At 69.0% G+C, this 25498-nt stretch carries 26 protein-coding genes; 19 read left to right on the forward strand and 7 right to left on the reverse strand.

What is annotated here, in order from left to right; translation table 11 throughout:
* The first annotated feature begins 45 nt into the window (after positions 1-45).
* The 3 genes from ACYVLV_RS11860 to ACYVLV_RS11870 all read left to right on the forward strand — a co-directional run bounded on the left by ACYVLV_RS11860 (position 46) and on the right by ACYVLV_RS11870 (position 3094).
* A complete protein-coding gene (locus tag ACYVLV_RS11860) occupies positions 46-1683 on the forward strand; it encodes an RNA polymerase sigma factor (RefSeq protein WP_460810169.1) in 1638 nt (545 codons plus the stop codon).
* A gap of 90 nt (positions 1684-1773) precedes the next feature.
* On the forward strand, positions 1774-2436 hold the full coding sequence (locus ACYVLV_RS11865; protein WP_460810170.1) for a class F sortase: 663 nt from the start codon (positions 1774-1776) through the stop codon (positions 2434-2436).
* A 121-nt stretch (positions 2437-2557) separates the two neighbouring features.
* Complete coding sequence (locus ACYVLV_RS11870; RefSeq protein WP_460810172.1) at positions 2558-3094, forward strand: hypothetical protein; 537 nt, start codon at positions 2558-2560, stop codon at positions 3092-3094.
* An 81-nt stretch (positions 3095-3175) separates the two neighbouring features.
* On the opposite strand, the gene ACYVLV_RS11875 is transcribed toward ACYVLV_RS11870, so the two are convergent.
* A complete protein-coding gene (locus tag ACYVLV_RS11875; RefSeq protein WP_460810175.1) occupies positions 3176-5377 on the reverse strand; it encodes a molybdopterin-dependent oxidoreductase in 2202 nt (733 codons plus the stop codon).
* A 121-nt stretch (positions 5378-5498) separates the two neighbouring features.
* Here ACYVLV_RS11875 and ACYVLV_RS11880 point away from each other — a divergent pair, with 121 nt between their 5' ends.
* From ACYVLV_RS11880 to idi, 8 genes are read left to right on the forward strand one after another with little or no spacing between them, the layout of a single operon-like run.
* Positions 5499-5762, forward strand: a complete 264-nt coding sequence (locus ACYVLV_RS11880; protein WP_460810177.1) for a phosphoribosyl-ATP diphosphatase — start codon at positions 5499-5501, stop codon at positions 5760-5762.
* Positions 5763-5772: 10 nt separating this feature from the next.
* Positions 5773-6663 carry an ATP phosphoribosyltransferase gene (gene hisG / locus ACYVLV_RS11885; protein WP_460810178.1) on the forward strand — a complete coding sequence of 297 codons (891 nt, stop codon included), beginning with the start codon at positions 5773-5775 and terminating at the stop codon, positions 6661-6663.
* On the forward strand, positions 6647-7117 hold the full coding sequence (locus tag ACYVLV_RS11890) for a PH domain-containing protein (RefSeq protein WP_460810180.1): 471 nt from the start codon (positions 6647-6649) through the stop codon (positions 7115-7117). The genes hisG and ACYVLV_RS11890 overlap by 17 nt, the downstream gene beginning before the upstream one ends.
* 56 nt (positions 7118-7173) lie before the next feature.
* The gene (locus tag ACYVLV_RS11895) at positions 7174-8403 is read left to right on the forward strand and encodes an NAD(P)/FAD-dependent oxidoreductase (protein ID WP_460810182.1); all 1230 of its coding nucleotides are present in this window, start codon (positions 7174-7176) and stop codon (positions 8401-8403) included.
* Entirely contained in the window at positions 8400-9485 is a 1086-nt protein-coding gene (locus tag ACYVLV_RS11900; RefSeq protein WP_460810183.1) for a type III polyketide synthase, read from the forward strand. The genes ACYVLV_RS11895 and ACYVLV_RS11900 overlap by 4 nt, the downstream gene beginning before the upstream one ends.
* Positions 9482-10039 (forward strand): isoprenylcysteine carboxyl methyltransferase family protein, encoded by a 558-nt coding sequence (locus ACYVLV_RS11905; RefSeq protein ID WP_460810184.1) that lies wholly within the window; start codon positions 9482-9484, stop codon positions 10037-10039. Before ACYVLV_RS11900 ends, ACYVLV_RS11905 begins: the two co-directional genes overlap by 4 nt.
* A complete protein-coding gene (locus tag ACYVLV_RS11910; RefSeq protein WP_460810186.1) occupies positions 10032-11054 on the forward strand; it encodes an NAD(P)/FAD-dependent oxidoreductase in 1023 nt (340 codons plus the stop codon). The genes ACYVLV_RS11905 and ACYVLV_RS11910 overlap by 8 nt, the downstream gene beginning before the upstream one ends.
* A complete protein-coding gene (gene idi, locus ACYVLV_RS11915) occupies positions 11051-11626 on the forward strand; it encodes an isopentenyl-diphosphate Delta-isomerase (protein ID WP_460810189.1) in 576 nt (191 codons plus the stop codon). Before ACYVLV_RS11910 ends, idi begins: the two co-directional genes overlap by 4 nt.
* Before the next feature lie 18 nt (positions 11627-11644).
* Here idi and ACYVLV_RS11920 read toward each other — a convergent pair whose 3' ends face one another.
* From ACYVLV_RS11920 to ACYVLV_RS11940, 5 genes are all read right to left on the reverse strand, one after another.
* Entirely contained in the window at positions 11645-12565 is a 921-nt protein-coding gene (locus ACYVLV_RS11920) for an aldose 1-epimerase family protein (RefSeq protein WP_460810191.1), read from the reverse strand.
* A 25-nt stretch (positions 12566-12590) separates the two neighbouring features.
* A complete protein-coding gene (locus ACYVLV_RS11925; protein ID WP_460810192.1) occupies positions 12591-14312 on the reverse strand; it encodes a sulfatase family protein in 1722 nt (573 codons plus the stop codon).
* 66 nt (positions 14313-14378) lie between these two features.
* Positions 14379-14972, reverse strand: a complete 594-nt coding sequence (locus ACYVLV_RS11930; RefSeq protein ID WP_460810194.1) for an AAA family ATPase — start codon at positions 14970-14972, stop codon at positions 14379-14381.
* Entirely contained in the window at positions 14956-16197 is a 1242-nt protein-coding gene (locus ACYVLV_RS11935) for an amino acid deaminase/aldolase (protein ID WP_460810195.1), read from the reverse strand. Before ACYVLV_RS11935 ends, ACYVLV_RS11930 begins: the two co-directional genes overlap by 17 nt.
* Positions 16194-16655 carry a hypothetical protein gene (locus tag ACYVLV_RS11940; protein WP_460810197.1) on the reverse strand — a complete coding sequence of 154 codons (462 nt, stop codon included), beginning with the start codon at positions 16653-16655 and terminating at the stop codon, positions 16194-16196. The genes ACYVLV_RS11935 and ACYVLV_RS11940 overlap by 4 nt, the downstream gene beginning before the upstream one ends.
* 87 nt (positions 16656-16742) lie before the next feature.
* Here ACYVLV_RS11940 and ACYVLV_RS11945 point away from each other — a divergent pair, with 87 nt between their 5' ends.
* The 8 genes from ACYVLV_RS11945 to pheT all read left to right on the forward strand — a co-directional run bounded on the left by ACYVLV_RS11945 (position 16743) and on the right by pheT (position 24703).
* Positions 16743-17240: an SseB family protein gene (locus ACYVLV_RS11945; protein WP_460810198.1), complete on the forward strand. Its 498-nt coding sequence runs from the start codon at positions 16743-16745 to the stop codon at positions 17238-17240.
* A gap of 277 nt (positions 17241-17517) precedes the next feature.
* Positions 17518-18243 carry a translation initiation factor IF-3 gene (infC, locus tag ACYVLV_RS11950; protein WP_460810253.1) on the forward strand — a complete coding sequence of 242 codons (726 nt, stop codon included), beginning with the start codon at positions 17518-17520 and terminating at the stop codon, positions 18241-18243.
* Between the two features lie 84 nt (positions 18244-18327).
* Positions 18328-18522 (forward strand): 50S ribosomal protein L35, encoded by a 195-nt coding sequence (gene rpmI, locus ACYVLV_RS11955; protein WP_460810199.1) that lies wholly within the window; start codon positions 18328-18330, stop codon positions 18520-18522.
* Positions 18523-18614: 92 nt separating this feature from the next.
* Positions 18615-19013, forward strand: coding sequence for a 50S ribosomal protein L20 (gene rplT / locus ACYVLV_RS11960; protein ID WP_460810200.1), 399 nt, complete (start codon positions 18615-18617; stop codon positions 19011-19013).
* 26 nt (positions 19014-19039) lie between these two features.
* Positions 19040-19810: a TrmH family RNA methyltransferase gene (locus tag ACYVLV_RS11965; protein ID WP_460810203.1), complete on the forward strand. Its 771-nt coding sequence runs from the start codon at positions 19040-19042 to the stop codon at positions 19808-19810.
* 55 nt (positions 19811-19865) lie between these two features.
* Entirely contained in the window at positions 19866-20951 is a 1086-nt protein-coding gene (locus tag ACYVLV_RS11970) for a sensor histidine kinase (protein ID WP_460810207.1), read from the forward strand.
* 148 nt (positions 20952-21099) lie between these two features.
* Positions 21100-22212, forward strand: a complete 1113-nt coding sequence (gene pheS, locus ACYVLV_RS11975) for a phenylalanine--tRNA ligase subunit alpha (protein WP_460810209.1) — start codon at positions 21100-21102, stop codon at positions 22210-22212.
* Positions 22213-22216: 4 nt separating this feature from the next.
* Positions 22217-24703 (forward strand): phenylalanine--tRNA ligase subunit beta, encoded by a 2487-nt coding sequence (gene pheT, locus ACYVLV_RS11980; protein ID WP_460810211.1) that lies wholly within the window; start codon positions 22217-22219, stop codon positions 24701-24703.
* 6 nt (positions 24704-24709) lie between these two features.
* On the opposite strand, the gene ACYVLV_RS11985 is transcribed toward pheT, so the two are convergent.
* Positions 24710-25330 (reverse strand): class I SAM-dependent methyltransferase, encoded by a 621-nt coding sequence (locus ACYVLV_RS11985; protein WP_460810212.1) that lies wholly within the window; start codon positions 25328-25330, stop codon positions 24710-24712.
* Positions 25331-25498: the final 168 nt, after the last annotated feature.

Below are 25498 nucleotides of genomic sequence, written 5' to 3' on the forward strand. Positions count from 1 at the left end.
CGTCGGGTGACCGACTGGGCTGGGACAAACTCCTAGCGAAAACATGTGAGTTCGGGCCATGCTGGGGACTCCTACTTCCGTGAGCACCCTCAGGAAGCCCAGGAGGTCACGGTGCGCGACAACGACGACAGGTCCGACTCCGCGCTCGTGGCCGCAGTTCTCGACGGCGACAACGCGGCCTTCGCCGAGGTCTACCAGCGCTATGTCGACCGTCTCTACGACTTCGCGGCTGGCCAACTCCGCAACCGCGACGAGGCGTTCGACGCGGTCGCTGACGCCTTCGTGCTGGCGGCCGAGCGGATCACCCAGTTGCGCGATCCCGACCTCCTCCGCCCGTGGTTGTACTCCATCGTCCGCAACGAGTGCCGCAAACGTCTCCGCGCTCGGTCGCGGGTGGCCTACGACGCAGAGGATCAACTGATGCGGCTCGCGGACCAGGGCAAGACGCCGGAGGAGCAGGCGCAGCACGACGAACTCGCCGCTCTGGTGTGGGACGCCGCGGCCGGTTTGGCCGCACGCGACCGGGCGCTGCTGGATCTGCATCTGCGCCACGGACTGGAGGGCGCCGAACTCGGAGAGGCGATGGGGATGAGCGCGGGCAACGCCTACACCGCGTTGCACCGGTTGCGGGGGCAGGTCGAGCGGTCGTTGGGCGCGCTGCTCGTGGCGCGGCTGGGCCGACGTGACTGCGCGGAGCTCGAGACGGTGCTCACCGACTGGGACGGACGCTTTTCACCGTTGTGGCGCAAGCGGGTGGCTCGTCACGTCGATGCGTGCGAGGTCTGCACCCGTCGCCGAAGCCTGGTGGCCAGCCCGCTGGCTCTGCTCGGCGCCGTACCGATTCTGGCGGCGCCGCAGGCTCTGCGGTCCCGGGTGCTGGAGGACCCCCGGTTGGTGGCGGCCCTCAGCAGCCCCCGTTCCGGCGCGCCGGTCACCCGCACACCCTCGACTCCGGCCGGCCACCGACGTCGAGCGACCGCCATCACCGCCGGGGTGGCCGCCACGGTCGTGACCGGCGTGGTCGTGAGCGCACTGCTGCTGCGCCCGGACACGGAGGTCGTCCGCGCGGTCGACGCGGCCGTCGCCTCGACGTCCGACACGACCGTGTCGAGCCGTGTCCCGCGGACCGAGAAGCCCTCGGTCCCGTCCAAGGCGCCCCCGGCCTCACCCAACAGGAGCCCTGCCCCGTCAAAGCAGACGACGCCCGCCGTCGAAGACCAGACGGTGACGACCGCGCCCCCGCCGGCCAGCCTTCCCCCGACGGTCGAGCCCCCGACGGTCGAGCCCCCGAAACCGGTCCCGTCCGACGGACCCGACCCGGCCTCACCCAGCACCCCGGTCCCACCCAGCAGCCCGACGACACCAACCACCCCGACCACCCCGCCACCAACCCCGCCGGTGATCGGCACACCGGTGCTCACCGACGGACTGTGCTCCACCGGGCGCAGGGTGACGGTTTCGGTGCCGGTGACCGACGATTCCGGGGTCGACCAGGTGGCCCTCGACTGGAGCACGGGAGCCGTGCGCGGCACAGCGCCGATGACTCAGCGCGGTGATCGGTGGTACGCCGGTCTGGGACCGTTCCCCGGAGGCCCCATCGACCTGGTCGTCACCGCGGTGGACGACCAGGGCAATCGGGCGCAGCGGCAAGGCAGTGGCGCCGTCACCCCCTGCCCCGGCTGAGTCCACGATCGTGCGGGTGCGAAACCTGTAAGGAAACCGGCCCTCCACGCCTCCCACCGGTGTCCATGTCCGCACCCTGGGAGGCACCCCATGTCCACTCGCCCGTCATCTCACCCGTCCACCAGCACGGTCAACCGCCGCGTCCAGGCCCGGCTCCTCGGCGCCAGCGTCGCCCTCGCCGTTCTGGTCCTCACCGCTCTGCTCGCCATCGTGTTCCTGGATCAACGGCATCCACTTCCGGTGTCGCCGCCGACGCTGGCCCAAGAGGCGACGGACCCCGCGCGCGTCGTACCCGACAACTCGCCGCAGCCCGCGGAGGTCGGTCGACCCCTGCACGTGAGCGTCCCGGCGATCGGGGTGGATCACGATCTCTCACCGGTCGGGCTGAACGCCGACGGTTCGATGACCGTCCCCGACTTCGGCCGGGTCGCTTGGTACGACGAGGGCCCGCGTCCCGGCGCTTCGGGCGGAGCGGTGATCGTCGCGCACGTGCACGGGCCCGACGGGCCCGACGTCTTCTGGGACCTGGCCACATTGGTCCCCGGTGACGAGATCACCGTCGAACACTCCCGGGGCTCCAGCACCTTCGTGGTCACCGCGTCCGAGGACGTGGCCAAGGAGGAGCTTCCCTACGACCGGATCTGGCCGGACACCGAGGAGCGATTGCTGCGGCTGATCACCTGCGGCGGCGACCGCGACCCCGTCGTCGGGGGATACCCCGACAACACGATCGTCTACGCCCGACTGGTCTGAACGCAGAAAAGAAATCGAGAAAAGTCGTTCAGAAGTTGTCAGAAACCTCTCGGCCGCGACTCCTACCCACGAACCGCAACACCACCAGCACCCATCGAACTGACTGCCCTAGGAGATCATCATGAACAGCATCATCCGCACCGCCGCCCTCGCCCTGGCCGCCGCTCCTCTCAGCGTCGCGGTCCTCGCCCTCGGCGCCGGAGCCGCCACGGCCGAGACCCCGGTCTCGCCGTCGTCGCCCGACTCGTTGACCCTGCCTCCGGTCTCCCCGGAGCCCACCGATCCCGGGGGACTGGTCAACCCGGAGCCCGGCGAGGACCCCTTCGAGGGACCCGACGATCTGGTGAACCCGACCGACCCGCCGTGTGAGGTCGACTGCCCCGACGACGACGGCTTCGAGGGCCCCGGTGACCTGGTCAACCCGACCGACCCGCCGTGCGAGGTCGACTGCCCCGATGGAGGCGGCGATGGTGAGGGTGACGGTGAGGGTGAGGGCGGAGACCCCGAGATCGACACCCCCACCCGGATCGACACCGGCGAGTTCGGCACCACCGACTCCGACACCCAGGGCCTGGTCTGGATGCTCGTCGGCGGAGCGGCCCTGGCCGGCGCCGGCGGTATCGCGACCGCACGCCGCGCCGGGTCCCAGCGTGGCTGAACACCCCACGCAGCACGCCAGAAGGCCGGTTCCGGTGACGAGATTCGTCACTCGGAGCCGGCCTTCGGCGTACGAGCGTGCCTACCTCGAGGTGGTCTCGACGAAATCGCGGACGCCCGCGACGGGTGCAGCGGTCACCGAGACCATCGTGGCGTTGACGGCGGCGTTGCCGGAGAGCCGGTCGACCAGGGTGGCGTCCACGATGGCGTTCACGTTCACTCCGGGGTGCTGGTTCGCGGTCGTCCAGCCGGCCTCGGGTCGGTCGTGCCCCCACCCGTGGGGAATGCTCACCACCCCCGTACGCATCTCGTCGCTGATCTCCAACGGCACCTCGATCGAGCCGATAGAAGAGGCGACCAGCACAGTCGCGGCCTCGGTGAGACCGCGGGCGGCAGCGTCGTCGGGGTGCATCAGGGCGGTGCACCGATCGCGCCCCTTCACCATCGCCGAGATGTTGTGCAGCCAGGAGTTGTTGCTGCGCAGGTGTCGTCGGCCGATGAGTTGCAGGTCGAAGTCCGCAGTGTTGGACGACGGCGAGGCCGACAACGCCGTGGCCGCAGCGAGCAACTTCGGCGGGGCGAGCCGGACCCGCTTGTCGGGAGTGCGGATGACCGAGGCCAGGCGCGGTTCCAGCGGGCCGAGGTCGACTCCGCCGGGGGTACGACGAACGCGAGCCGCGGTCAGTCCGGCGCGACCGCGACGGCGACCGGACGAATCACGGCTGAGCGGACCCTGTGGACCCACGAAGATCAGCGCGTCGACGACGCGGTGCGCATCGACGACCTTCAGGACCCCCGACAGCGCGCGGCGGGCCAGTGCCGAGCCGGGACCGGACACGAGTTCCTTGGCCAGTCCGAGAATGATGTCCCAGTCCTCGCGACCCTCCGGTTCCGGGACGATCGCACGGGGTGACCATCGCGCGTTGTTGCGGACGCTGAAGGCGGGGAACACCACGTCGAGTTCGGAGCGTTCGAGGTGGCTGACCGGGGGCAGGATCAGATCAGCCATCCGCGAGGTCTCGGTGAGGTAGAGGTCGACGCAGATGAGCAGGTCCAGCTGACCCAACGCCTCACCGACCGCACGCGCGTCCGGGGCCGAGAGCGCCGGGTTGCCCGCGCACACGATCAAACCGCGCAACTGCCGCGGCCCGGGACGAGTGATCTCGTCGGCCAACGCGGCCAGGGGGAGTTCGCCGTTCAGGTCCGGCAGGTCCAACCCACGACTGCGGAACGTGTCATGGCTCGATGGGCCCCAGATCAGACGCAGGACCTTGCCCAGATCGACCGGCGGGGTGGCGAACATGGCACCGCCCACCGAATCCAGGTTGCCCGTCACCGCATTGAGGACGGTGACCAGCCACGCCGTCACGGTGCCCGTCTCGGAGTGACAGACGCCGAGCCGGCCGTAGGCCACCGCCGAGGGGGCAGCGGCGAAGTCCCTGGCCAGTCGTTCGATGGTCCGGGCCTCCACACCGCAGTGCTCCGCCGCCAGGTCCGGAGTGTGGGGGGCCACCAGACGGCGTACCTCGTCCACACCGTCGACCCAGGGAGCCGGACGGATGAGGTTCTCGGCGAACAGCACGTGCAGCATCGCGAGGAGGAGGTGGGCATCCGACCCCGGACGCACCGCGACGTGCTCGTCGGCCAACCGCACCGTCTCGGTACGCCGCGGGTCCACGACCACGACCCGTCCACCGCGTTCGCGCACCGCCTTCACCCGACGTCGGGCGTCCGGCATCGTCGTGATGGAGCCGTTCGAGACCGCCGGGTTGGCGCCGATGATGAACAGGTGATCGGTGCGGTCGATGTCGACCAGGGGCAGCACCGTGTGGTCGCCGAACATCTCGTGAGCGGCGAGGTACTGCGGGAACTGGTCGATCGAGGCGGCGGAGAAGATGTTCTTGCTGCGCAGCAGTCGCTTGAGTCCTTCGATCGCGAACACCGCTGAGGAATGCGCGGTCGGATTGCCGAGGTAGGCCCCCACCGCATCTCGCCCGTGCTCGCGGCGCAGAGTGCGCAGCCGGGTGCCGGCGTACTCGAAGGCCTCATCCCAGGTGATCTCCACGAACTCGTCGCCCACCCGCTTCAAGGGGGTCCGCAGCCGATCCGGGTCGTCGTGCAACGCCGCCAGAGCGGTCCCCTTGGGGCAGATGTACCCGCCGCTCAGGACGTCCTGCGGGTCTCCCTCGATCCGGAGCACCTGCTGGTCGGCGACCTCGACCCGGATCCCACAGTGCGCCTCGCACAACGGACATTGACGTTGGACGACCTCGCCTGCGCTCATGGCAGGAGAGTAGTCGCGGTCGTAGGTTACTGACCGTTGTTACTACTACCGGACCGTTACAACGGTCCGGTAGTAGACGCGACGGTCAGTAACTAACCCCCTGCACCTAGTCTTAGGCCTCGTGAAGACGTTCGATGAACTCTGGGCCGAGCTGAGCGAGAAGGCCATCTCCCGACCCGTCGGGTCCGGCACCGTTCGGCAACTCGATGCGGGAGTCCATGCGACCGGCAAGAAGCTGGTCGAGGAGGCTGCCGAGTCCTGGATGGCTGCGGAGTACGAGGGCAAGGAGCGGGCGGCCGAGGAGATCAGCCAGCTGCTCTACCACGCCCAGGTGCTGATGATCAGCCTCGGACTCGACCTCGACGACGTCTACGCCCACCTCTGAGAAGGCACCCATGACCAGCTCCACCACCGGCCCCACGACCGGCTCCACCAACCCACCACTGGTGCGGGTGGCGATCCCCAACAAGGGCTCGCTCTCCGACTCCGCGATCGAGATCCTGCGCGAATCGGGGTACCGCCAGCGCACGAACAGCAAGGAACTGCGCCTGGTCGACCACGACAACGGTGTGGAGTTCTTCTACCTGCGGCCCCGTGACATCGCGCTGTACGTCGGCGAGGGCACCCTGGATCTGGGGATCACCGGCCGTGACCTGCTGCTGGACAGCGGCGCCCAGGCCCAGGAGGTGATGCCTCTCGGCTTCGGCCGCAGTCGCTTCCACTTCGCCGGTCCCGCCGGGGTCTACGACGACCTGTCCCAACTCGCCGGGGCCCGCATCGCGACGTCGTACGTCGGGGTGGTGCGCGCGTTCCTCGCCGAGCACGGCATCGAGGCCACGGTGACCCGCCTGGACGGCGCCGTGGAGAACAGCATCAAACTCGGTGTCGCCGATGTCATCGCCGACGTCGTGGAGACCGGGAGCACGCTGCGCCAGGCCGGCCTGGAGACCTTCGGCGACACGATCCTGGAGTCCGAGGCGGTGCTGATCAGCCGGTCGGGCAACGAACCCGACGGGTTCCGAATCTTCCGGCGGCGCATCGAGGGCGTTCTGGTCGCCCGCGGCTACGTGATGATGGACTACGACATCGCCGAGAGTGACGTCGAGCAGGCGATCGCGCTGACGCCGGGCATCGAGAGCCCGACCGTGTCGCCCCTCCACAAGGACGGGTGGGTCGCGGTCCGAGCGATGGTTCCGCGCGACGGGGCCCAGCGACTCATGGACCACCTCTACGACCTCGGTGCCCGAGGCATCCTGCTCACCGATATCCATGCCTGCCGCCTCTGATCCCGACCGCCCGTCCTCCGGGCGCGACGACGTCCTCCTGCCGCAGATCTACCGTCCGTTGGGTCCCCGCATCGCCGGGTACGTCGCAGGTGGCGCGCTCCTGGTCGTGTTCGTGGCCATGTGGCTCAGTTTCGACGACCAGACCAAGCAGGCCATCGACGGGTTCCAGCGGGGGACCGCTCTGGCTCTGCTCCTCGGGGGGTACGCCGCCCTCTTCGCGTTGGTCCGATCTCGAGCCGAAGCCCGAACCGACGGGCTGGTCGTGATCAACGGATACCGCCACCACCACTACGTGTGGGAAGAGATCGTGGCCGTCCGTCTTCCGCAAGGAGCCCCGTGGGTGACCCTGGATCTCTCGAATGGACACACCGTCTCGGTGCTGGGCATCCAGGGCTCCGACGGCGAGCGGGCCAAGCAGGCGGTACGCACCCTGCGACTGCTCATCGACGGCTGAGTCGAAACGGCCGGTGCAGGATGGGAGTGTCCGATCCGAACGGGGTACCGGCCCACATGCCCAGCCCGACCGAGTCCGCTCCCGGGGACCCCTGGGATGTGGTCATCGTCGGAGCCGGCCCCGCCGGGGCGACCGCCGCCCTCGGCGCCCTGACCGAGTCACCCACCGCCCGGGTCCTGCTGCTGGATCGCGCGGAGTTCCCGCGTGACAAGTGTTGTGGTGACGGCATCGCGCCGCACGCGGTCGACGTCCTCGCCGAACTCGGCGCCGCAGACGTGGTCGACGGGTGGACACCCCTGGACCGGTTGGACCTTTCCTGCGAGGGACAACGAGTGGAGGGCGCGTTGGCCCGTTCGGTCTGGGTCATCCCCCGACAGGTCTTCGACGCCCGCATCGTGGAGCGTGCGGTGGGCGCCGGGGCCGTCCTGCGGCGGCATCGGGTGCGGGATCTGCGACGGGTCGGCGAACTCACCGTCATCGATGAGGAGTTCACCGCCCGGGTGGTGATCGGAGCCGACGGTGCCCACTCGGTCGTGCGCGAGGTCGTGCGGGGGAGCGGACCAGCCGCCGGGGGAGCCCGCGCCCTGGCCATCCGCGGCTACGCCCCGACCAGCGCACACCTCGCGGGACGCCAACTCATCCGGTACGGCAAACGGGCCCAGCCGTCGTACGCCTGGTCCTTCGACCGGGGAGACGGCCTGACCAATGTCGGGTACGGCGAGCTGGCCGGTCCCGATCTGACCAAGGACCTTCTGCTCGAGCAACTCGAGGAGTTGATCCCCGGGGTCGTGGCCACCGGGACAGGGTGGCGCGCTCACCACCTGCCCCTGTCGGGCCGTGGCTGGGGCCGCGAACAGCCCGACGGAACCGTTCTCCTCGCCGGTGACGCCGCTGGCCTGATCAACCCGATGACGGGCGAGGGGATCTACTACTCCGTGTTGACTGGGATGTTGGCCGGACGGGCCGCGGCTGCCGCCGTGCGTGAGGGCCGACCGACCCTTGCCGCGCAGCGTTATCGCGCCAGCGTGCGGCAACGGCTCAACACCCACCTGCACCACACGTGGGCCGCCGCCGGCATCTCCCGGCATCCGGTGATGGTCCGGGCCGGGATCCGGGCCGCCCACCGGGACCCCCGGGTCTTCGACGACGTGGTCGAGCTCGGCCTCGGCGACGGGCGCATCACCCCACGGCTCGCCCTCGGGCTGGCCACCTCACTCGTCCGCAACCGCCCCGAGCCGTCCGGCTCGCCCAGCCCCGCCCCTGCACGACCGAGGAGACACCCATGAACATGCGCATCCTTTCCGTCCGCGGCGCGCTGCCACCTCACCGCACGGAGCAGGCCAAGGTGACGGCGGCCTTCAACGACGTGATCGCCCGCGGGACCGTGGACGAGCGGGTCCTGTCACGACTCCACGCCAACGCTGGTGTGGAGTACCGACACACCGTCCTGCCCATCGAGGAGTACGGCGAGCTCACCAGCTTCGATCAGACCAACGATCTGTTCATCGAGCACGCGGTCGCGCTGGGTTCCCGGGCGCTCGAGGACGCGCTGAAGGCCGCGAACCTGACCCCTACCGACGTCGACCTCATCATCTCCGCCACCGTCACCGGGCTGGCCGTGCCGTCGTTGGAAGCTCGGATCGCGTCCGTGGTCGGGCTGCGGCCGGACGTGAAGCGCGTCCCCCTGTTCGGTCTCGGCTGCGTCGCCGGGGCGGCCGGCGTCGCTCGACTCGAGGACTACCTGACCGGACACCCGGACCAGGTCGCCGTCCTCGTGGCGGTCGAACTGTGTTCCCTGACCGTGCAGCGCGACGACGTGTCGATGGCGAACCTCGTGGCCAGCGGACTCTTCGCCGACGGTGCCGCGGCAGTCGTGGCGTGTGGGACCGGGCGCGAGAATGTCTCCCCCGGCATCGAGACGCTCGCGAGCAGGAGCCGGCTCTACCCGAACTCCGAACGCACGATGGGTTTCGACGTCGGCGGATCCGGGTTGCGGATCGTGCTGGACGCACAGGTTCCCGACATCGTGGGCCACTACATCGGCGAGGACGTCGATCTGTTCCTGGCCGATCAGGGACTCACCCGTGCCGACATCGGTTGGTGGGTCTGCCACCCCGGCGGGCCGAAGGTCATCGACGCCCTCCGCGACGCTCTCGATCTCGAGGAGTACGACCTGGCTATGACCCGCCGATCGCTGGCGCAGGTCGGGAACCTGTCGTCCGCATCGGTGCTGCACGTGCTCGCCGACACGTTGGCCGACCGGCCACCCACGCCGGGCACCTACGGGATGCTGATGGCCATGGGACCCGGATTCTGCTCCGAACTGGTCTTGCTGCGCGCCCCGAGCGAAGGGTCGGGCCCCGCATGACCACCCTGACTGCGTTCGTCATCGTGGTGGCGCTGGTCGCGCTCGAGCGGCTCGCCGAACTCGTGGTGTCCAAGCGCAACGCGGCCTGGAGCTTCGCCCGTGGAGGGATCGAGACCGGCCAGCGCCACTACCTCGTGATGGTGGTGCTGCACACAGGCTTCCTGGTGGCGATGTTGATCGAGGCGTTCGTACGCCGACCGGTGGTGCCTGCCGCGCTCGCCTGGTCGATGGTGGCGGTGGTGGTGGGCGCCCAGGCGCTTCGCTGGTGGTGCATCACGAGCCTGGGCCCGCGGTGGAACACCCGCGTCATCGTCGTACCGGGACGGCCGCCGGTGCAGTCGGGGCCCTACCGCCTGCTCGCCCATCCGAACTATGTCGCCGTCGTCATCGAGGGGGTCGCCCTGCCCCTGGTCCACGCGTCGTGGATCACCGCCGTCGTGTTCACGATCGCCAACGCGGCGCTCCTCACCGTAAGACTCCGCGTCGAGAACGAAGCCCTGGCGACCCTGCCGCCGTTCGAGGATCCGGTCGCGGAGCGTCGCGCCGATGCGTGACCTCATCGTCGCCGGCGGCGGCCCCGTCGGTCTGGTCACCGCGCTGTACGCCGCACGTGCGGGTCTCGACGTGACCGTGCGTGAACCGCGCTCGGGAGTGTTGGACAAAGCGTGCGGGGAGGGCCTGATGCCCGGTGCGGTCGCGCGTCTGCGCGATCTGGGGATCCATCCGGTCGGACACCGCATCGAGGGCATCCGGTACGTCGATGGCACCCACACCGCCCAGGCCCGATTCCGCGGGGCCGAGGGGTTGGGCGTGCGTCGTACGACGCTGCACGCCGAGTTGCAGCGCGCCGTCGACTCGGCGGGCGTCATCGTGGCAGGACCCGCGGTGCGTGAGGTGACCGACCAGGGCGATCACCTGCTCGTCGACGGCGAGGCCACGCGCTACCTCATCGCCGCCGACGGTCTGCACTCGCCGGTCCGCCGCCTGATCGGACTCGATGTGCCGGCCACCGGGACCCGCCGCTACGGACAACGCGTCCACGTCGCGCTCACCCCGTGGACCCCCTTCGTCGAGGTGCATTGGTCGGCGGTGGGGGAGGCCTACGTGACCCCGGTCGCGCAGGACGAGGTCGGGGTCGCCGTACTCACGTCTCGTCGTTGCTCCTTCACCGAGTTGCTCGAGCACTTCCCAGCACTCTCCGAGCGACTCGAGGGTCAGGACCTGTCTGCGGTGCGCGGCGCAGGGCCGCTGCGGCAACGAGCGCGGAGCCGCCGCGCCGGCAGAGTGCTGTTGGTCGGGGACGCCGCCGGCTACGTCGACGCTCTGACGGGCGAGGGCATCGCCCTGGGTGTGGCCCAGGCCGCCGCCGCGGTCGACGCGGTGCGAGCGGGAGCACCCGAACGGTACGACGCGGCCGCCCGCTCCCTGGTCCGCCGCCATGAACTGCTCACCAAGGGACTGGTCAACCTCACCCGGGTGCCGATTCTCCGGCGGCGGATCGTGGCCGCCGCGCAGTACGTGCCCGGCGTCTTCCCGCTCGCGGTCAACACTTTGGCCAGGCCAGCGTGAGCGGCTCTGAGATCGATCCGGATATCGGCCCTGAGATCGGCCCCGAACGAGTGGTGCTGCTCGACGAGGCGGGGCAACCGATCGGGACGGCGCTGAAGTCCGCGGTGCACCACCAGAACACGCCGCTGCATCTGGCGTTCTCCTGCTACCTCTTCGACGAAGCAGGTCGTTTCCTCCTGACCCAGCGGGCGCTGTCCAAGCGCACCTGGCCGGGGGTGTGGACCAACAGCGGTTGCGGGCATCCGGGTCCGGGTGAGGAGATGGAGGCGGCCGTCGTACGACGGATGGAGCAGGAGCTCGGCACCCTCGTGACGAACTTGCGCGTCGTCGTACCCGACTTCCGCTACCGGGCCGTCATGGAGGACGGCACGGTCGAGAATGAGTGCTGCCCGGTGTTCGTCGGCATCTGCCCCGACCCGGAGAATCTGCGCCCCGACCCCGACGAGGTCGAGCACCACGAATGGGTGGACTGGTCCGACTTCCGCGAGGGAGTGCTCAGCGGTCGCCGGGAGATCAGCCCGTGGTGCCGACTCCAGGTCGAGGCACTTCCCGCGTGGCCGCTGCAAGCGTGAGGCGTGTGGCGCTCGCGCTCAGATCGCGACGATCCCCCAGCGGGCGGCGAAGGTGGTGTCGGGTTCGATCAGCACCAGGTCCTGTCCGGAGTTGAAGGCGTCGGCGTTGACGGTCATGGGTTCCACGGCCATCGATCGACGGGCCGTGGCCGGTACGTCGTCCGCGGTGTAGACCTGCAGCCACCGGTGGTGCTCGTCGACCCACAGCGAGACCCCGTCGCCGGTGGCGGGGTCGACCAGTGAGGTGACGGCCACGCCCTGCTCGGTGCGGGTCAGGTCGGTGACGGCGTCGTTCAGTTCGGTGCTCCCCAGGATGCGCGGCACCCGGAAGTCGTACGCCGTGCCCTCCACCGGTTCGGAGCCGACCGGGAGCAACCGCTCGTCGACCAGCGACCTCGTGGCGGCAGGAAGGGTGAGTTCCCAGGTGTCGACCGGTCCGGGGCCCGCGGTGAGGTAGGGGTGGGCACCGGACGCGAACGGAGCAGGGGAGTCGCTGCGGTTGGTGGCGCTCTGCGTGACGTGCAGCCCGTCGTCGTCCAAACGGTAGGTCAGGACGAGGTCCAGCACCCAGGGGTAGCCACTCTGGGCCATCAGCCGGTGGGACAGAGTCACCGAGGAAGCAGTGTGCTCACCCGGTGTCCAGGCCACCCAGCGCACCAGTCCGTGGGAGGCGTTGGACCGTTTGGGTTCGGTGAGGGCCAACTGGTGGGAGACACCTCCGACCGAGTATCGGCCGTCCCGGATGCGGTTCGGCCAGGGCATCAGGATCTGGCCTCGCCCACCACTGGCCTGGTCCGCCTCACCGAATCCGTCGATCAGGTCCCGTCCGGAGTGGGAGAGGTGGCGCAGGGCGGCCCCGCCCTCGGTGACCACGGCGCGGTAGCCACCGTGAACGATCTCGAACTGGATGCCGCTGGGGGAAAGCCCATGGGAAAGCATGGACCGAGTCTACGGTCCTCGAAGACTAGAAACCGTAGGTCTGTCGCCAGTCCCGCCAGTACTGCTTACCCATCGTCCGGGTCGTCCTCGCGTCGGTCTGCAAACCCTCCGGTAGAGGCTTCAGACACTGCGGGCCGTCGCAGTCCTTGAACTGTTTCCACACGCGCGTCAGCGTCCGTCGCTCAGCTTGGTAGGACTTCGAGGTGAAGACGTTCTTCTCCTGCAGGGGATCGCGGACGAGGTCGTAGAGCTCGTGCTCACCGGTGCGGTTACGGATGTAGGAGTACTGGGCGGTGCGGATCCCGATGGCCACCCGCCGATCGTTGAAGCCGGGCGAACGCAACTTCCGACCCTCCAGATTGGTGGCCTCGTTGACGATCGGGGTGACCCAACCCTGATCACCGCCGAGCATGGTCGCGACGCGACTCTGCCCGTCGGCCAGATCAGGGGCGTCGGCACCGGCGAGATCGAGGATGGAGGCCGAGGCGTCGATCGTGGTGATCGGTTCGTAGCGGGTCTCACCGGACCGCATGCCCGGTCCGGTGACCAGGAACGGCACCCGGAAGGAGGGCTCATGGGCGCGGACCTTGCCGGAGCGCTTGCGGTGTTCGCCGAGGTAGTACCCGTTGTCGGAGGTGAACATGAAGACGGTGTTGCTCCACTCCCCGGACTTCTTGAGTTGTTTGATCAGGCGAGCGATGTTGCGGTCCATCACGTAGATCGATTCGGCCCGCTGGCGGGTGACGTTGCGTAGCGCGGCGCGTTCGTTGCGGCTCGGCTCGGGGAGCGACCGGAAGAAGCGCGGCTTGTCGGCGACGTTCTTCTCGGCGGGTCCACCGTTCTTCGGCATGCCCGCACCGCGATCGATGATCCGGTCGAACTTCCCCCACACCGAGCGGGGGCGGGCCGGGGTGACGAAGGACTGACGGTTGCCCTTCCGGTCCCGTAGTGAGGAGACGTCGCCGGGTTCCCGGGGGCCGCCGTGGTGGGGCGCGACGTAGTTGACGTACATGAAGAACGGATTCTTCTGCTTGCTGAACCGCTTGGTCATCGCGACCGAGAAGTCCCCGATCACCGTCGACTGGTAGCGCCCCCGGTAGCTGTTGTCGACCTTGCCGTTCACGTTGAACGGTGTGTCGAAGTACTGATAGGTGCCGCCGTGGATCCCGTCCCGCCTCGGGTTCTCGATCGCCGCGCGCCAGTCGTCCCAGCCGCGGGGGACGTACTTGTACGACGGCCCGCCGCTCACCCGGGAGGTTGCCGCTCCGTAGCGGTTGAGGTATTTGCCGATGAATCCGGTGCGGTAGCCGGCTCGGCTCAACGAGGTCGCCAGGGTGCGGGAGTCGTCGAAGGCGGCGTACCCCTCGGGCGCCTCGTGCCACCAGACCTTGTGGTTGTGGGCGTACTGCCCGGTGAGGAACGACGCCCGGGCGGGGCAACACAGGGGATAGGGGGAGAAGGAGTTGTCGAAGCTCAACCCGTCGCGGCCGACGAGCTTGCGGACCTGGGGCATCCACCGGAGGTCGTCGGCCCGCATGTCGTCGGCCATCACCATGACGATGTTGGGTTTGCGCGGTCGGGCCGCCGAAAGGGCCGGTGCCGTACGGATGTTGGGAGAGGCGGCGCTGGACAGCGCCGTGGAGGCGGTGCCTGCCGATGAGGGTTGTGCCACCACGGCGACCAGCCCCGACCCGAGGAGGATGAGCATGATGCCGAGAGCCGCCGCGCTGTTCCGAGACACATCCACGGGGCGATAGTAGGTCACGGACGTGACCGGGGTCCGACGATCCGGTGAGGGACTGACCGCCACGCCCTACGCGTGGTCACCGCGGACCACCGGGGGTGTGCGACCGGTGCCGTCCACGAGCACATCAGCACGGTCTGCAGGGCGTTCGCGTTCGAAGAGGCCCGCCTCATCGACCATCCAACGTTTCCAATGCGGAAGCGCCGCTTCACCGTCTCGAGCCAACCCCCGCTCGAGTCGTTCCTCCGCCGGGGCGTCGATGAACACCTGAACGGTGGCCAGCGTCGCGTGGGCTCGGCTGGCGGAGCCGACCCCCTCCAGGATCAACCACGGGCAGGGGTGGACGGTGACGGTCTCGGCGTAGCGCCCGAGGGTCCAGTCGTAGCGTCGGTAGGTCCCTGCGGAGTCGTCGGAGAGGGCGTCGAGAATTGTGGGCAGCTGGACCGTCAGTGCCGCCAGGCCGGTCCACCCGTCGTAGAGATCGTCCATGTGGACCACCGCCCCACCGGTGCGCTCGGCGAGCCGGCGGGCCAATGTCGTCTTCCCGGCGCCGGCCGGGCCGTCGATGCAGATGAGTCGTCCTGCGCCCAGGGTGGGGGGTCGGGCTCGGGCGATCCTCAGGATCGCGTCGGCGACCGCGGCGGGGTCAGAAGGCGAGATCATGGCCGCGGTAGGTCGCCACCCGATCGACGAAGGCGGTTCCGCTCAACAGGGAGACTTCGCGCACGTGCTCGAACAACTCCCCGGCTTTGGCGTGGCGGAACCACACGAGGTCACCGATCTCCAGACCCGCCGCCGCGTGTCCGGTCAGGGGTGTTTGGACCTCACCGGCCCCCTCGAGCCCCGTCAGTTGGAGCCCGGCCGGAGCCCAGGGGGTCGGCAGACGATCCGCGCCCACCGCCCCGGAGGCCACCAGCCCGCCGCCGTGCACTGTGGCGATCGCGGGCGCGGGTCGACGCGTGACCGGCAGGCCGAAGAACGCAGCCGGTTGACTGCGGAAGGAGACGTAGTGATCGAATAGGGTGGGGGTCAACAGACCGGACCCCGCGGCGACCTCGGTCACGACGGGGTCGGCGGCCGAGTCCTCGATCGATCCGGTGCCCCCGGCGTTCCAGAACTCCAGACCGCCGACCTCGTTGAGAGCATCGAGACCGGCCAGCGCCTCGGCGATGGACCGACGTCTCTCGCGCAGTTGCGTCGTCGATAGCTGTTTGAGCCGTCGCACCACCAACGACTTGGCCCGTTCCCCGGGAACCTGATCGGGCACCCCGGCAACCTGGCCCTCATAGGTCATGGCGCCCACCAACCGGAAGCCCCGGCGGGCCAGGACGGTCGAGGCCAGGGCCACCACGGCGTCGACGTCGGCGAGCGGCGAACGCTTGGGTCCGATGTGCTGCCCTGCGGTGCGCAGCCCCGCGTCGATGTCGATGGCCACTCGCACCGGCACCGCCTGGGAGGAACGCACCGAGTCGACCACCGCGAGATGGGCCGGATCGTCGATCATGATCGTGATCCGGTCAGCGGCCCGGGGAGAAGCAACCAGACGGACCAGAGACGCCTTGTCCACCGTGGGGTAGGCCACGACGAGGTCCTCGCTGATCCCCTGCTCCTCCAACCACAGGGCTTCGGCCAACGTGAAGCACAGCACCCCGGAGAACCCGGGAAGGCTCAAGGCACGCTCGAGCAACGCGGGCACCCGAATCGACTTGCTGGCCAGCCGGATGGGCGTGCCCGCCGCGCGACGAGTCAGATCCGCGGCGTTGGCGTCGAAGGCATCGAGGTCCACCACGGCCAGCGGTGAGGGGAGTGCGGTCTCCGCGTGGGCGACGGCGTGGTTCAGCCGCGTCCAGAGTCGGTTCCGTGCGATCTCACCCGACAGTCCACTCACGTGATTCCGCGCTTGCGCAGCAGGGCCTCGATTTCGTCCAGTTCGTCGTCGGCCGAGTCGCTCTTGCCACCCTTCGCGGGGCGTGACCCGACCGCCGGGGCCGGGGGATCGGCCGCGGCGTCGAGTTTGCGTGATCGCCGCGACGGGCGTGATCGGGGCTTTCGCCTCGCCTCGACGGCCCGCCCTGCGGCGTACAGGAGCCCGGCGACCCCGGTGAGGACGATCCCGATCCACACCGTGGGACTGAAGACCAGCCCGGTGGCCCAGTCACCGACGGCCGTCGCGATCCGGGTGAACATCCGCAGGGTGTCGGTGAGGTACGCCGCCAGGGGCAGCAGGGTCAGCGCGGCGCCCTTCAGCCCGGCACCCATTCCTCGTCGTTGGTAGAGGAACCAGGTGGCGACCGCCAACAGACCCGTCAGGGTCAGGGTCAGCGCCGCCCACGTCACATCGTCCATGTCCACGCCTCCTCATCAGGTGTTCCTCGGGCCTCAACCATAGAGCGCGCCTTGGAACAACACCGTCGGCTGACCTATCGTCGCGGCGTGCGATCGATTCCCGACCCCGGCTTCTCGGGTGACGTGGGTGCCGCTGCTGCCGAGGTGGCCACTGCCCTCGCGGCGTACGGCGCGGATCCCGGTCTCTTCCCCGAGACTCTGCGTGCCCTGCAGGCGGCGCGACTGATCGTCCCGGTCGTGGCGGTCCTGGGTGAGGTGGAGGTCGACGCCGCCGGACTCACTCACGACAAGTCGAGCGACATGGCCACGGTCCTGTTGACCGGGGCCGATGGTCGTCAGGCCCTGCTCGCCTTCACCAGCCTCGAGACCATGGCCGCCTGGGACGCCGAGGTGAGGCCGGTCCCGGTCACCGCGCAGGTGGCCGCGGCCTCGGCCGTCCAGGAGGGAGCGGCGGCTCTCCTGATCGACGTCGCCGGTCCCGTGCAGGTAGTCGTCGCCGGGGACGATCTCACCGGCTTCGCCGAGGGGTGGTCACTTCAGCGGGTCGGCGATCGTTCGGCCTGGATTCGGCCGTCCTCGCAGTGATCGGGTAGCCTCGGGTCTGACCGATCGGCCTGGGAGTGGCTCACACAGTTCTCTCGGACCGGTCACACAAGCGGGGATCACGATCTCCCACCCGCATCGACCGCCCAGCATCACAGGTCGTCGGGTCCCGTCACGCAGGTTCCGGCCTATGAAGTACACCTCCGGGTGTGCCCGTGGACCAGAACATGCGAGATCCGCTCCGGAAACGGGGTGGGCGCGACTGGCCTCCGCTTGGAACAGCGGAGGCTTTTTTCATTTGCCCACCACGGCACATGTTCTGACTCTCTCTGACCCTGCCCCGAGACACACTGGAGGACCCATCAGCACCGAGCTTCGAATCAACGACCGGATCCGCGTCACGGAGGTCCGACTCGTTGGCCCCAGCGGCGAAACCGTCGGCATCGTTCCCACCGCCGACGCATTGCGCCTTGCCCAGGAGGCTGATCTCGACCTCGTCGAGATCGCCCCCATGGCCCGCCCCCCGGTCTGCAAGCTCATGGACTACGGGAAGTTCAAGTACGAAAACGCCCAGAAGGCCCGCGAGGCTCGCCGGAACCAGACGAACGTGATCATCAAAGAGATGAAGCTTCGTCCCAAGATCGACGAGCACGACTACGAGACCAAGAAGGGTCACGTCGTCCGCTTCCTGCGCGCCGGGGACAAGGTCAAGATCACGATCATGTTCCGTGGTCGTGAGCAGCACCGTCCCGAGCTGGGTTTCCGTCTGCTGCAGAAGTTGTCGGAAGACGTCAGCGAACTGGGCTTCGTGGAGTCCTCTCCCAAGCAGGACGGCCGCAACATGGTGATGGTCCTCGGACCGCACCGCAAGAAGTCCGAGGCCAAGGCCGAGGCGAAGGTCGAGAAGGCCACCAAGGCGGCCGAACGGATCGCCGAGGAGGACGAGGAACGCGCCGAACGCACCGCGCACAACGCGGGCAAGCCCGTCGCGGCCAAGAAGGAACGCGGTCGCTCGGAGAACCTCGACCCCGAGATCGAAGCCTGATTTCTAACCTGAGGCCCACCCGCTTCAGGATCCACCGGTCGAGACCACCGTCACGACCACCCGTACGACGAAAGAGAGAATGAGATGCCGAAGAGCAAGAGCCACTCCGGTGCCGGCAAGCGTTTCCGCGTGACCGGTTCGGGCAAGATCCTTCGCGAGAAGGCGGGCAAGCGTCACAACCTGGAGAAGAAGTCCTCCAAGGTGACGCGTCGGCTGACCGGCACCGTCGAGGTCGCCAAGGCCGACGTCCCCCGCGCCAAGAAGATGCTCGGTATCTGACCGCCCGGGGGCTCCGCCCCCGTGTACCCCCGCTGGGGCTCCGCCCCAGACCCGGGAAACCGCACTTGCACATCGTCTGAAGGAGAATCACCATGGCACGCGTCAAGCGCGCAGTAAACGCCCACAAGAAGCGTCGGACTACCCTGGACCGCGCCAGCGGTTACCGTGGTCAGCGCTCGCGGCTCTACCGCAAGGCCAAGGAGCAGGTCACTCACTCCCTGGTTTACAGCTACAACGACCGCCGCAAGAACAAGGGCAACTTCCGCAAGCTGTGGATCCAGCGGATCAACGCTGCGGCTCGCGCGCAGGGCATGACCTACAACCGTTTCATCCAGGGCCTGCACCTGGCTGAGATCGAGGTCGACCGCAAGATCCTCGCTGACCTCGCCGTCAACGACGTCGCCACGTTCAACACGCTGGTGGCTGCGGCCAAGGCCGCCCTCCCGGCCGATGTGAACGCGCCGAAGGTCGTCTCCGAGGACGTGGCCTGACCATCTCCCCGGAGCCTCAGCACCTGTTGAGCGCCGGCAACGCGCGACTCAAAGAGGCACGAAAGCTCAGCCGCCGCTCGGTACGTTCCGAGCGGCGGCTCTTTCTTGCCGACGGTCCCAAGGCGCTCGAGGGCGCCCTGTCCGTGGAAGGTTGCGTGGTCGAGGTCTTCGCCACCGCAACCGCGTGGGACAGGTACGCCGACCTGCGCGCCGGTGCCCCCTGGACGTTGGTCGAGGACCGCGCCCTGGCCTCCTTGAGTGACTCCGTCACCCCCGCCGGCATCGTGGCGATCTGTCGATCGTTGGACCGACCCGGTGAGCACCTCCTGTCGGGGAGCACTCTGGCCGTGATCGGGGTCGACGTACGGGATCCCGGGAACGCCGGCACGCTGGTCCGGTGCGCCGACGCAGCAGGGGGAGACGCGGTCGTCTTCGCCGGAACCTCGGTGGACCCCCACAACGCCAAGACGGTCCGGGCCAGCGTGGGAAGTCTCTTCCACGTGCCCTTCGCCGTCGATCTCGACGCCTCGCAGGCCATCGCCACGGCGCGAGCGGCCGGTCTGACGATCCTCGCCACGACCGGAGCGGGCGGGACGAGCCTCGACGAGGCCGACGACCTGATCGCCGGACCGGTGGCGTGGGTGTTCGGCAACGAAGCGGCCGGTCTCTCCGAGGAGACGCTCGAGGCCGCCGACCACCGGGTGTCCATCCCGATCTACGGCCGAGCCGAGAGCCTCAACCTCGCCACGGCGGCCGCCGTCTGCCTCTACGCCTCCGCCCGCGCGCGGCGACGTTGACCCTGCGGTCATGTCGCAGGCCCTTCTGGCTGCGGCGGCACTACGGTAGGGCGCAATGAACGGACCGACCGATACCCCATCCGACGCCCAGTCCTTGGCCGACGCCCTGCCGGACGGCGTCGTCGTCGCCGACGCCGGACAACGTGTCGTCCTGATCTCGACTCTGGCTGCGCAGATGCTCGGCACGACTGTGGAGGAGAGCCTGGGTGCCCCGCTGGACGACGTGTTGGTGCTGCAGGACAACGACGGTCGACGGTGGACCGACTGCAACTCGCCGTACGCCGGGCTGATCAGTCGGCGTGCCATCACCGAGCAGTCCTGGCTGCTGTCGGACGGGACCGAGGTGCTGGTCTCGGCGCGGCTTCATCGTCAGGACCGCGGCGAACCCGTGTCCTCGGTGGCGCTCACCCTGCGGTCGGGACGGGGCCGCACCCGGCTGGATCGCGAGCGCTCTGACCTCGTCGCGACGGTGGCCCACGAACTGCGTTCACCGTTGACCGGGGTGAAGGGATTCGTGCAGGCCCTGCTGAACCGGTGGGACAAACTGAACGACGACCAGAAGAAGCTGATGCTGCACACGGTCAGTTCCGACGCCGACCGGCTGTCGCGTCTGATCGCCGAGTTGCTCGACGTGGCCCGGATCGACACCGGTCGGCTCCAGATCTATCCCCGTCCTTCCGACGCCGGGGTGCTGGTCGAGCGGATCGTCGCGTCGGTGGCCGAGGGGACAGCCCGGGACGTGGAACTGGACGTCGCGGAGGACCTCCCGCAGATCCTGGTCGATCCCGACAAGTTCACGCAGGTCATCACCAACCTGGTCGAGAACGGGATCCGGCACGGAGACGGTGTGGTGCGAGTGGCGCTGTCCGCATCTGCGATGAATCGACCCGAGCCCGACGAAGTCCCCGACGGGTCGGTGGTCGAGATCGTCGTCACCGACCAGGGCGAGGGCATCGCCGTCGAGCAGAGGCGTCAGGTGTTCACCAAGTTCTGGCACGGCGGAGCACGGGGAGGATCCGGACTGGGCCTCTACCTCGTCAACGGTCTCACCCGGGCTCAGGGCGGCACCGTGGTCATCGACGACGCTCCCGGTGGAGGCGCCAGGATCACCACCACCTGGCCGGTGAACCCGAATCCCTAGGACCGACCCCCCTCGAGCGGGTAACCCGGTCGCGCCGTCACCCTCCGGCTTCCTAGACTGCTTTTCAGCGTGACTCGTCCCAGCACGACTCGCCTCAGCACGACTTCTCCCAGCACTCACCCGCAGCACCGCTCCTCGAGAGGCAATGATGTCCGGCCCCAACACTGACTACGACCCTGTGGAGGTCACCCCGTTGAAGGCCGAAGAAGTGGCAGCAGCCCGTGACGAGGCGCTCGCTGCCGTCGAGGAGGCCGCTGATCTCGAGGCGTTGAAGCAGGTCCGGATCGATCACACCGGGGACCGCTCACCGTTGGCGCTGGCGAACCGTGAGATCGGTGCGCTCCCACCCCAGGCCCGCAAGGAGGCCGGTCAGCGCATCGGCCAGGCGCGGGGCGCGGTGAACCAGGCGGTGGCCGCCCGACAGTCGGTGTTGGAGGTCGAGCACGAGGAGCGGATGCTCATCGAGGAGACCGTCGACGTCACGCTGCCCACCGACCGTGAGCCCGTCGGCGCGCGGCACCCGATCACGACCGGTAGCGAACTGATCGCCGACATCTTCGTGGCCCTGGGCTGGGAGGTGGCCGAAGGCCCCGTCCTGGAGGCCGAGTGGCTCAACTTCGACGCCCTCAACCTCGGCCCGGATCACCCGGCCCGCACGATGCAGGACACCTTCTGGACCTCACCGGCCGAACAGAACCTGGTGCTGCGGACCCACACCTCGCCAGTCCAGGCGCGCACGATGCTCTCCCGCACCCCACCGATCTACGTCGTCTGCCCCGGGCGGGTCTTCCGCACCGACGAGTACGACGCCACCCACAGCCCGGTCTTCCACCAGGTAGAGGGTCTCGCCATCGACGAGGGCATCTCGATGGCCCACCTCAAGGGCACCCTGGATCACTTCGCGACCTCCATGTTCGGCGAGGGCATCACGACACGGTTCCGACCGTCGTACTTCCCCTTCACCGAGCCCAGCGCCGAGGTGGACCTCATCTGCTTCGTCTGTCGGGGCTCCGGTTCTGCCGCCGACGGTGGGGGCGAGTGCCGCACCTGCCGCGGTGAGGGCTGGATCGAATGGGGCGGCTGCGGCATCGTCAACCCGCGCGTTTTGCGCGCCTGCGGCGTCGACAGCGAGCGCTACTCCGGCTTCGCCTTCGGCATGGGGATCGACCGGACCCTGATGTTCCGCCACGGCATCTCTGACCTGCGGAACCTCTTCGAGGGCGATGTCCGCTTCACCACCACCTTCGGAAGCGAGGTCTGAGGAGATGCGCGTTCCCGCCTCCTGGATCGACGAGTACGTCGACCTGCCCGACTCCGTCAGCGTCGAGGACCTCACGGCCCGGCTCACCGATCTCGGCCTCAAGCTGGAGGCCATCGAGCGAGCCCGTGATGCGATCACCGGGCCCCTGGTCATCGGTCGGGTGTTGACCTGTGAGGCCGAGCCGCAGAAGAACGGTAAGACCATCAACTGGTGCACCGTCGACGTCGGTTCGGCCAACGGCTCCGGTGAACCGCAGGGGATCGTCTGCGGTGCCCACAACTTCGGCGTCGACGACCTCGTGGTGGTGATCCTCCCGGGTGGAGTCCTGCCCGGGAACTTCGAGATCTCCGCCCGCAAGACCTACGGCCACGTCTCGTCGGGGATGATCTGTTCCTCGCGGGAGCTCGGCCTCGGGGAGGACCACGACGGGATCATCGTGCTTCCCGCCGACGCCGGGGAACCGGGCGACGACGCCTTCGGCGTACTCGGCCTGGACGACGTCATCATCGAGTTCGAGATCAACCCCGATCGTGCCTATGCGCTCAGCCTGCGCGGTGTCGCCCGGGATGCGGCACTGGCCTTCGACGCGCCCTTCACCGACCCCGCCGACCGCGCGGTGCCGTTCGCCAACGCCGACGGCTACCCGGTGCTTCTCGACGACGCCGAGGGTTGCCCGCTGTTCGTCGCCCGTCTGGTGTCCGGGTTCGACCCGACCGCCGCCACGCCCGACTGGATGGCGCGCCGGCTCACCCAGGCCGGGATGCGACCCATCTCGCTGGCCGTGGACGTCACCAACTACGTGATGCTCGAGATCGGGCGACCCATTCACGGGTACGACGCCGACAAGCTGGCCGGTCCGATCCGGGTCCGCCGGGCGACGACCGGCGAACACCTCACCACGCTGGACGGCACCGACCGGAAGCTGTCGCCCGAGGATCTCGTCGTCACCGACGACTCCGGGATCATCGGACTCGGAGGGGTGATGGGCGGGGAACCGACCGAGATCTCCGAGACCACGACCCGGGTGCTCGTGGAGTCGGCGCACTGGGACGCCACCTCGATGTTCCGCACCGGCAAGCGTCACAAGATCTCCTCCGAGGCCGGCAAGCGCAACGAGCGCGGCGTCGACCCGGCCGTGACCGAGGCGGCCGCCGACCGGGTGGTCGAGTTGCTCACGACGTACGGCGGGGGAGTGGCCGAGCCCGGCGTCACCGTCGCCGGCGCCGCACCCGTGGCCCCGACCCTGCTGCTGGACCGGGAGCTCCCGGCTCGGATCACCGGGATCGCGATCAGCCCGGAGACCACCGTGGCCGCGCTGCGTTCGGTGGGCTGCGAGGTCGACGCCTCCGAACAGGGACTGGTCGTCACGGTGCCCACGTGGCGCCCCGACATCACCGACCCCTACGACCTCGTCGAAGAGGTGGCCCGGGTGGTCGGCTACGACCAGGTGCCCTCCGTCCTGCCGACACCGGCCGGTGGCCGCGGACTGACTCGCCCGCAGCGATTGCGCCGTCGACTGGGTCGCACCCTCGCGGGCGCGGGTCTGATCGAGGTCATCAGCTTCCCCTTCGTGGGTGCTGCGGCCCTGGACCGGTTGGGCCTTGCCGAGGACGACGAGCGTCGTCTGACCGTCCCCCTGTCGAACCCACTCTCGACCGAGGAACCGGCGTACACGACCACCCTGCTGCCCGGTCTGCTCAAGAGCGCCGCCCGCAACCTGGGTCGCGGAGCCGGCAGCGTTGCCCTCTTCGAGACCGCCACCGTGGTGGCCCCGGTTCACGCCGGGTCGGCGTTGGCGCCGATCTTCGGTGTCGACCGGCGCCCGACCGACGACGAGATGGCCACCCTGCTGGCCGCCGTACCCGACCAGCCACAGCACCTCGGAGTGGTGCTCGTCGGCCAGCGTGAGCGGTCCGGCTGGTGGGGTGAGGGCCGCGCCGTTGCGTGGTCGGACGCCATCGCGGTCGTTCGTCGACTCGCGGACGAGATCGGCGTCGACCTCACCGTGCGGGCGGCCGAGCGGATGCCGTGGCACCCGGGTCGTTGCGCCGAGCTGTTGATCGGCGATCAGCCCATCGGGTACGCCGGTGAGTTGCACCCTCGCGTGTGCGCCGACCACGGTCTGCCCGAGCGCAGCGCCGCGGTCGAGATCAACCTCGACGTGTTGATCGCGGCCGCCCCCGAGGCGGTCCGCGGACCCGAGCTGTCGTCGTACCCGCAGGCCAAGGAGGACGTCTCCCTGGTGGTGGCCGACTCGGTGACCGTGGAGTCCGTAACCGGTGTGCTGCGTGAGGGGGCGGGGGAGTTGCTCGAGTCGATCCGACTCTTCGACGTCTACACCGGCTCGCAGATCGAGACCGGCACCCGCTCGCTGACCTTCGCCCTGCGATTCCGGGCCAGCGACCGGACCCTCACCGAAGAGGAGACCGGTGCCGCGCGCGACGGCGCGGTGAAGCTGGCCGCCGAACGACTCGGAGCCGTTCAGCGGTAGATCGGCTCAGGCCTTCGTCGCAGTGCAGAGGAACACGCCGAACTCGCGGTCACCCTTGGGGATGGTGGTGACGCTGGTGAAGCTGACGTCGGCGAAGCCGGCGTCGACCAAGTGCGCGGCGAGGTCGTCCCGGTCGAACCCGTGGTGTCCGTCGAAGTCGACCTTGTCGGCGTGGAAGGCCCCATCGGGATCCTTCTCCAGGTCCGCGATGGCCAACCGTCCACCGTCGACCAGGATCTCCGCAAGGGACCGCAACAATCCTTGAAGATCGTGGACGTGGTGCAACGCCAGGGAACTCCACACGAGGTCGTAGGACCCATCGAGCCGATCCTTCGTGAGGTCCGCCTGGACGGCGCGCAGTGTGTCGCCGAGGCCGGCCGCTTCGATCCGCTCCTGGGCGACCTTCACCATCCCGGCCGAGGGGTCGGTCACCACGACGGAGCGGACGCGTTCGGCGAGCAGGATACTCAGCCGACCGGTGCCGCCGCCGACGTCCACGGCGCTCATCGCAGGGTCGAGGTTCAAGCCCTGCTCGATGGCCCGCGCTACTGCGACTTGTCGCGCCTCGTGACCGGGGTCGTCGTCCCACGTCGCTGCCCGGTCGTCGAATCCCGTGTGTTCATGCATGCTTCCGACTCTAGTGTCGGATTGACCGGCGCCGCCTAGATCCTTCGGTGGAAGGTGATGGTGTCGTCGGGTCTGATTTCGTGGGCGTAGTCGTGGTGGTGGATCAGGGTGTGATGTCGGGGGCAGAGAACGGCGGTTCTGTTGAGGTCCGTGGCCCCGCCTTGGTGC

The sequence above is a fragment of the Nocardioides salsibiostraticola genome (assembly GCF_054783655.1).

What these genes read in the sequence shown, in the direction of transcription:
- ACYVLV_RS11895 (WP_460810182.1), top strand. Translation starts at nt 7,174, where the DNA reads ATGCCCAGCCCGACCGAGTCCGCTCCCGGGGACCCCTGGGATGTGGTC.
- ACYVLV_RS11930 (WP_460810194.1), bottom strand. Translation starts at nt 14,972, where the DNA reads ATGATCTCGCCTTCTGACCCCGCCGCGGTCGCCGACGCGATCCTGAGG.
- ACYVLV_RS11920 (WP_460810191.1), bottom strand. Translation starts at nt 12,565, where the DNA reads ATGCTTTCCCATGGGCTTTCCCCCAGCGGCATCCAGTTCGAGATCGTT.
- rpmI (WP_460810199.1), top strand. Translation starts at nt 18,328, where the DNA reads ATGCCGAAGAGCAAGAGCCACTCCGGTGCCGGCAAGCGTTTCCGCGTG.
- hisG (WP_460810178.1), top strand. Translation starts at nt 5,773, where the DNA reads ATGACCAGCTCCACCACCGGCCCCACGACCGGCTCCACCAACCCACCA.
- pheS (WP_460810209.1), top strand. Translation starts at nt 21,100, where the DNA reads ATGTCCGGCCCCAACACTGACTACGACCCTGTGGAGGTCACCCCGTTG.
- ACYVLV_RS11900 (WP_460810183.1), top strand. Translation starts at nt 8,400, where the DNA reads ATGAACATGCGCATCCTTTCCGTCCGCGGCGCGCTGCCACCTCACCGC.
- pheT (WP_460810211.1), top strand. Translation starts at nt 22,217, where the DNA reads ATGCGCGTTCCCGCCTCCTGGATCGACGAGTACGTCGACCTGCCCGAC.
- ACYVLV_RS11905 (WP_460810184.1), top strand. Translation starts at nt 9,482, where the DNA reads ATGACCACCCTGACTGCGTTCGTCATCGTGGTGGCGCTGGTCGCGCTC.
- ACYVLV_RS11985 (WP_460810212.1), bottom strand. Translation starts at nt 25,330, where the DNA reads ATGCATGAACACACGGGATTCGACGACCGGGCAGCGACGTGGGACGAC.
- ACYVLV_RS11870 (WP_460810172.1), top strand. Translation starts at nt 2,558, where the DNA reads ATGAACAGCATCATCCGCACCGCCGCCCTCGCCCTGGCCGCCGCTCCT.
- ACYVLV_RS11875 (WP_460810175.1), bottom strand. Translation starts at nt 5,377, where the DNA reads ATGAGCGCAGGCGAGGTCGTCCAACGTCAATGTCCGTTGTGCGAGGCG.
- ACYVLV_RS11940 (WP_460810197.1), bottom strand. Translation starts at nt 16,655, where the DNA reads ATGGACGATGTGACGTGGGCGGCGCTGACCCTGACCCTGACGGGTCTG.
- ACYVLV_RS11890 (WP_460810180.1), top strand. Translation starts at nt 6,647, where the DNA reads ATGCCTGCCGCCTCTGATCCCGACCGCCCGTCCTCCGGGCGCGACGAC.
- ACYVLV_RS11910 (WP_460810186.1), top strand. Translation starts at nt 10,032, where the DNA reads ATGCGTGACCTCATCGTCGCCGGCGGCGGCCCCGTCGGTCTGGTCACC.
- ACYVLV_RS11970 (WP_460810207.1), top strand. Translation starts at nt 19,866, where the DNA reads ATGAACGGACCGACCGATACCCCATCCGACGCCCAGTCCTTGGCCGAC.
- ACYVLV_RS11865 (WP_460810170.1), top strand. Translation starts at nt 1,774, where the DNA reads ATGTCCACTCGCCCGTCATCTCACCCGTCCACCAGCACGGTCAACCGC.
- rplT (WP_460810200.1), top strand. Translation starts at nt 18,615, where the DNA reads ATGGCACGCGTCAAGCGCGCAGTAAACGCCCACAAGAAGCGTCGGACT.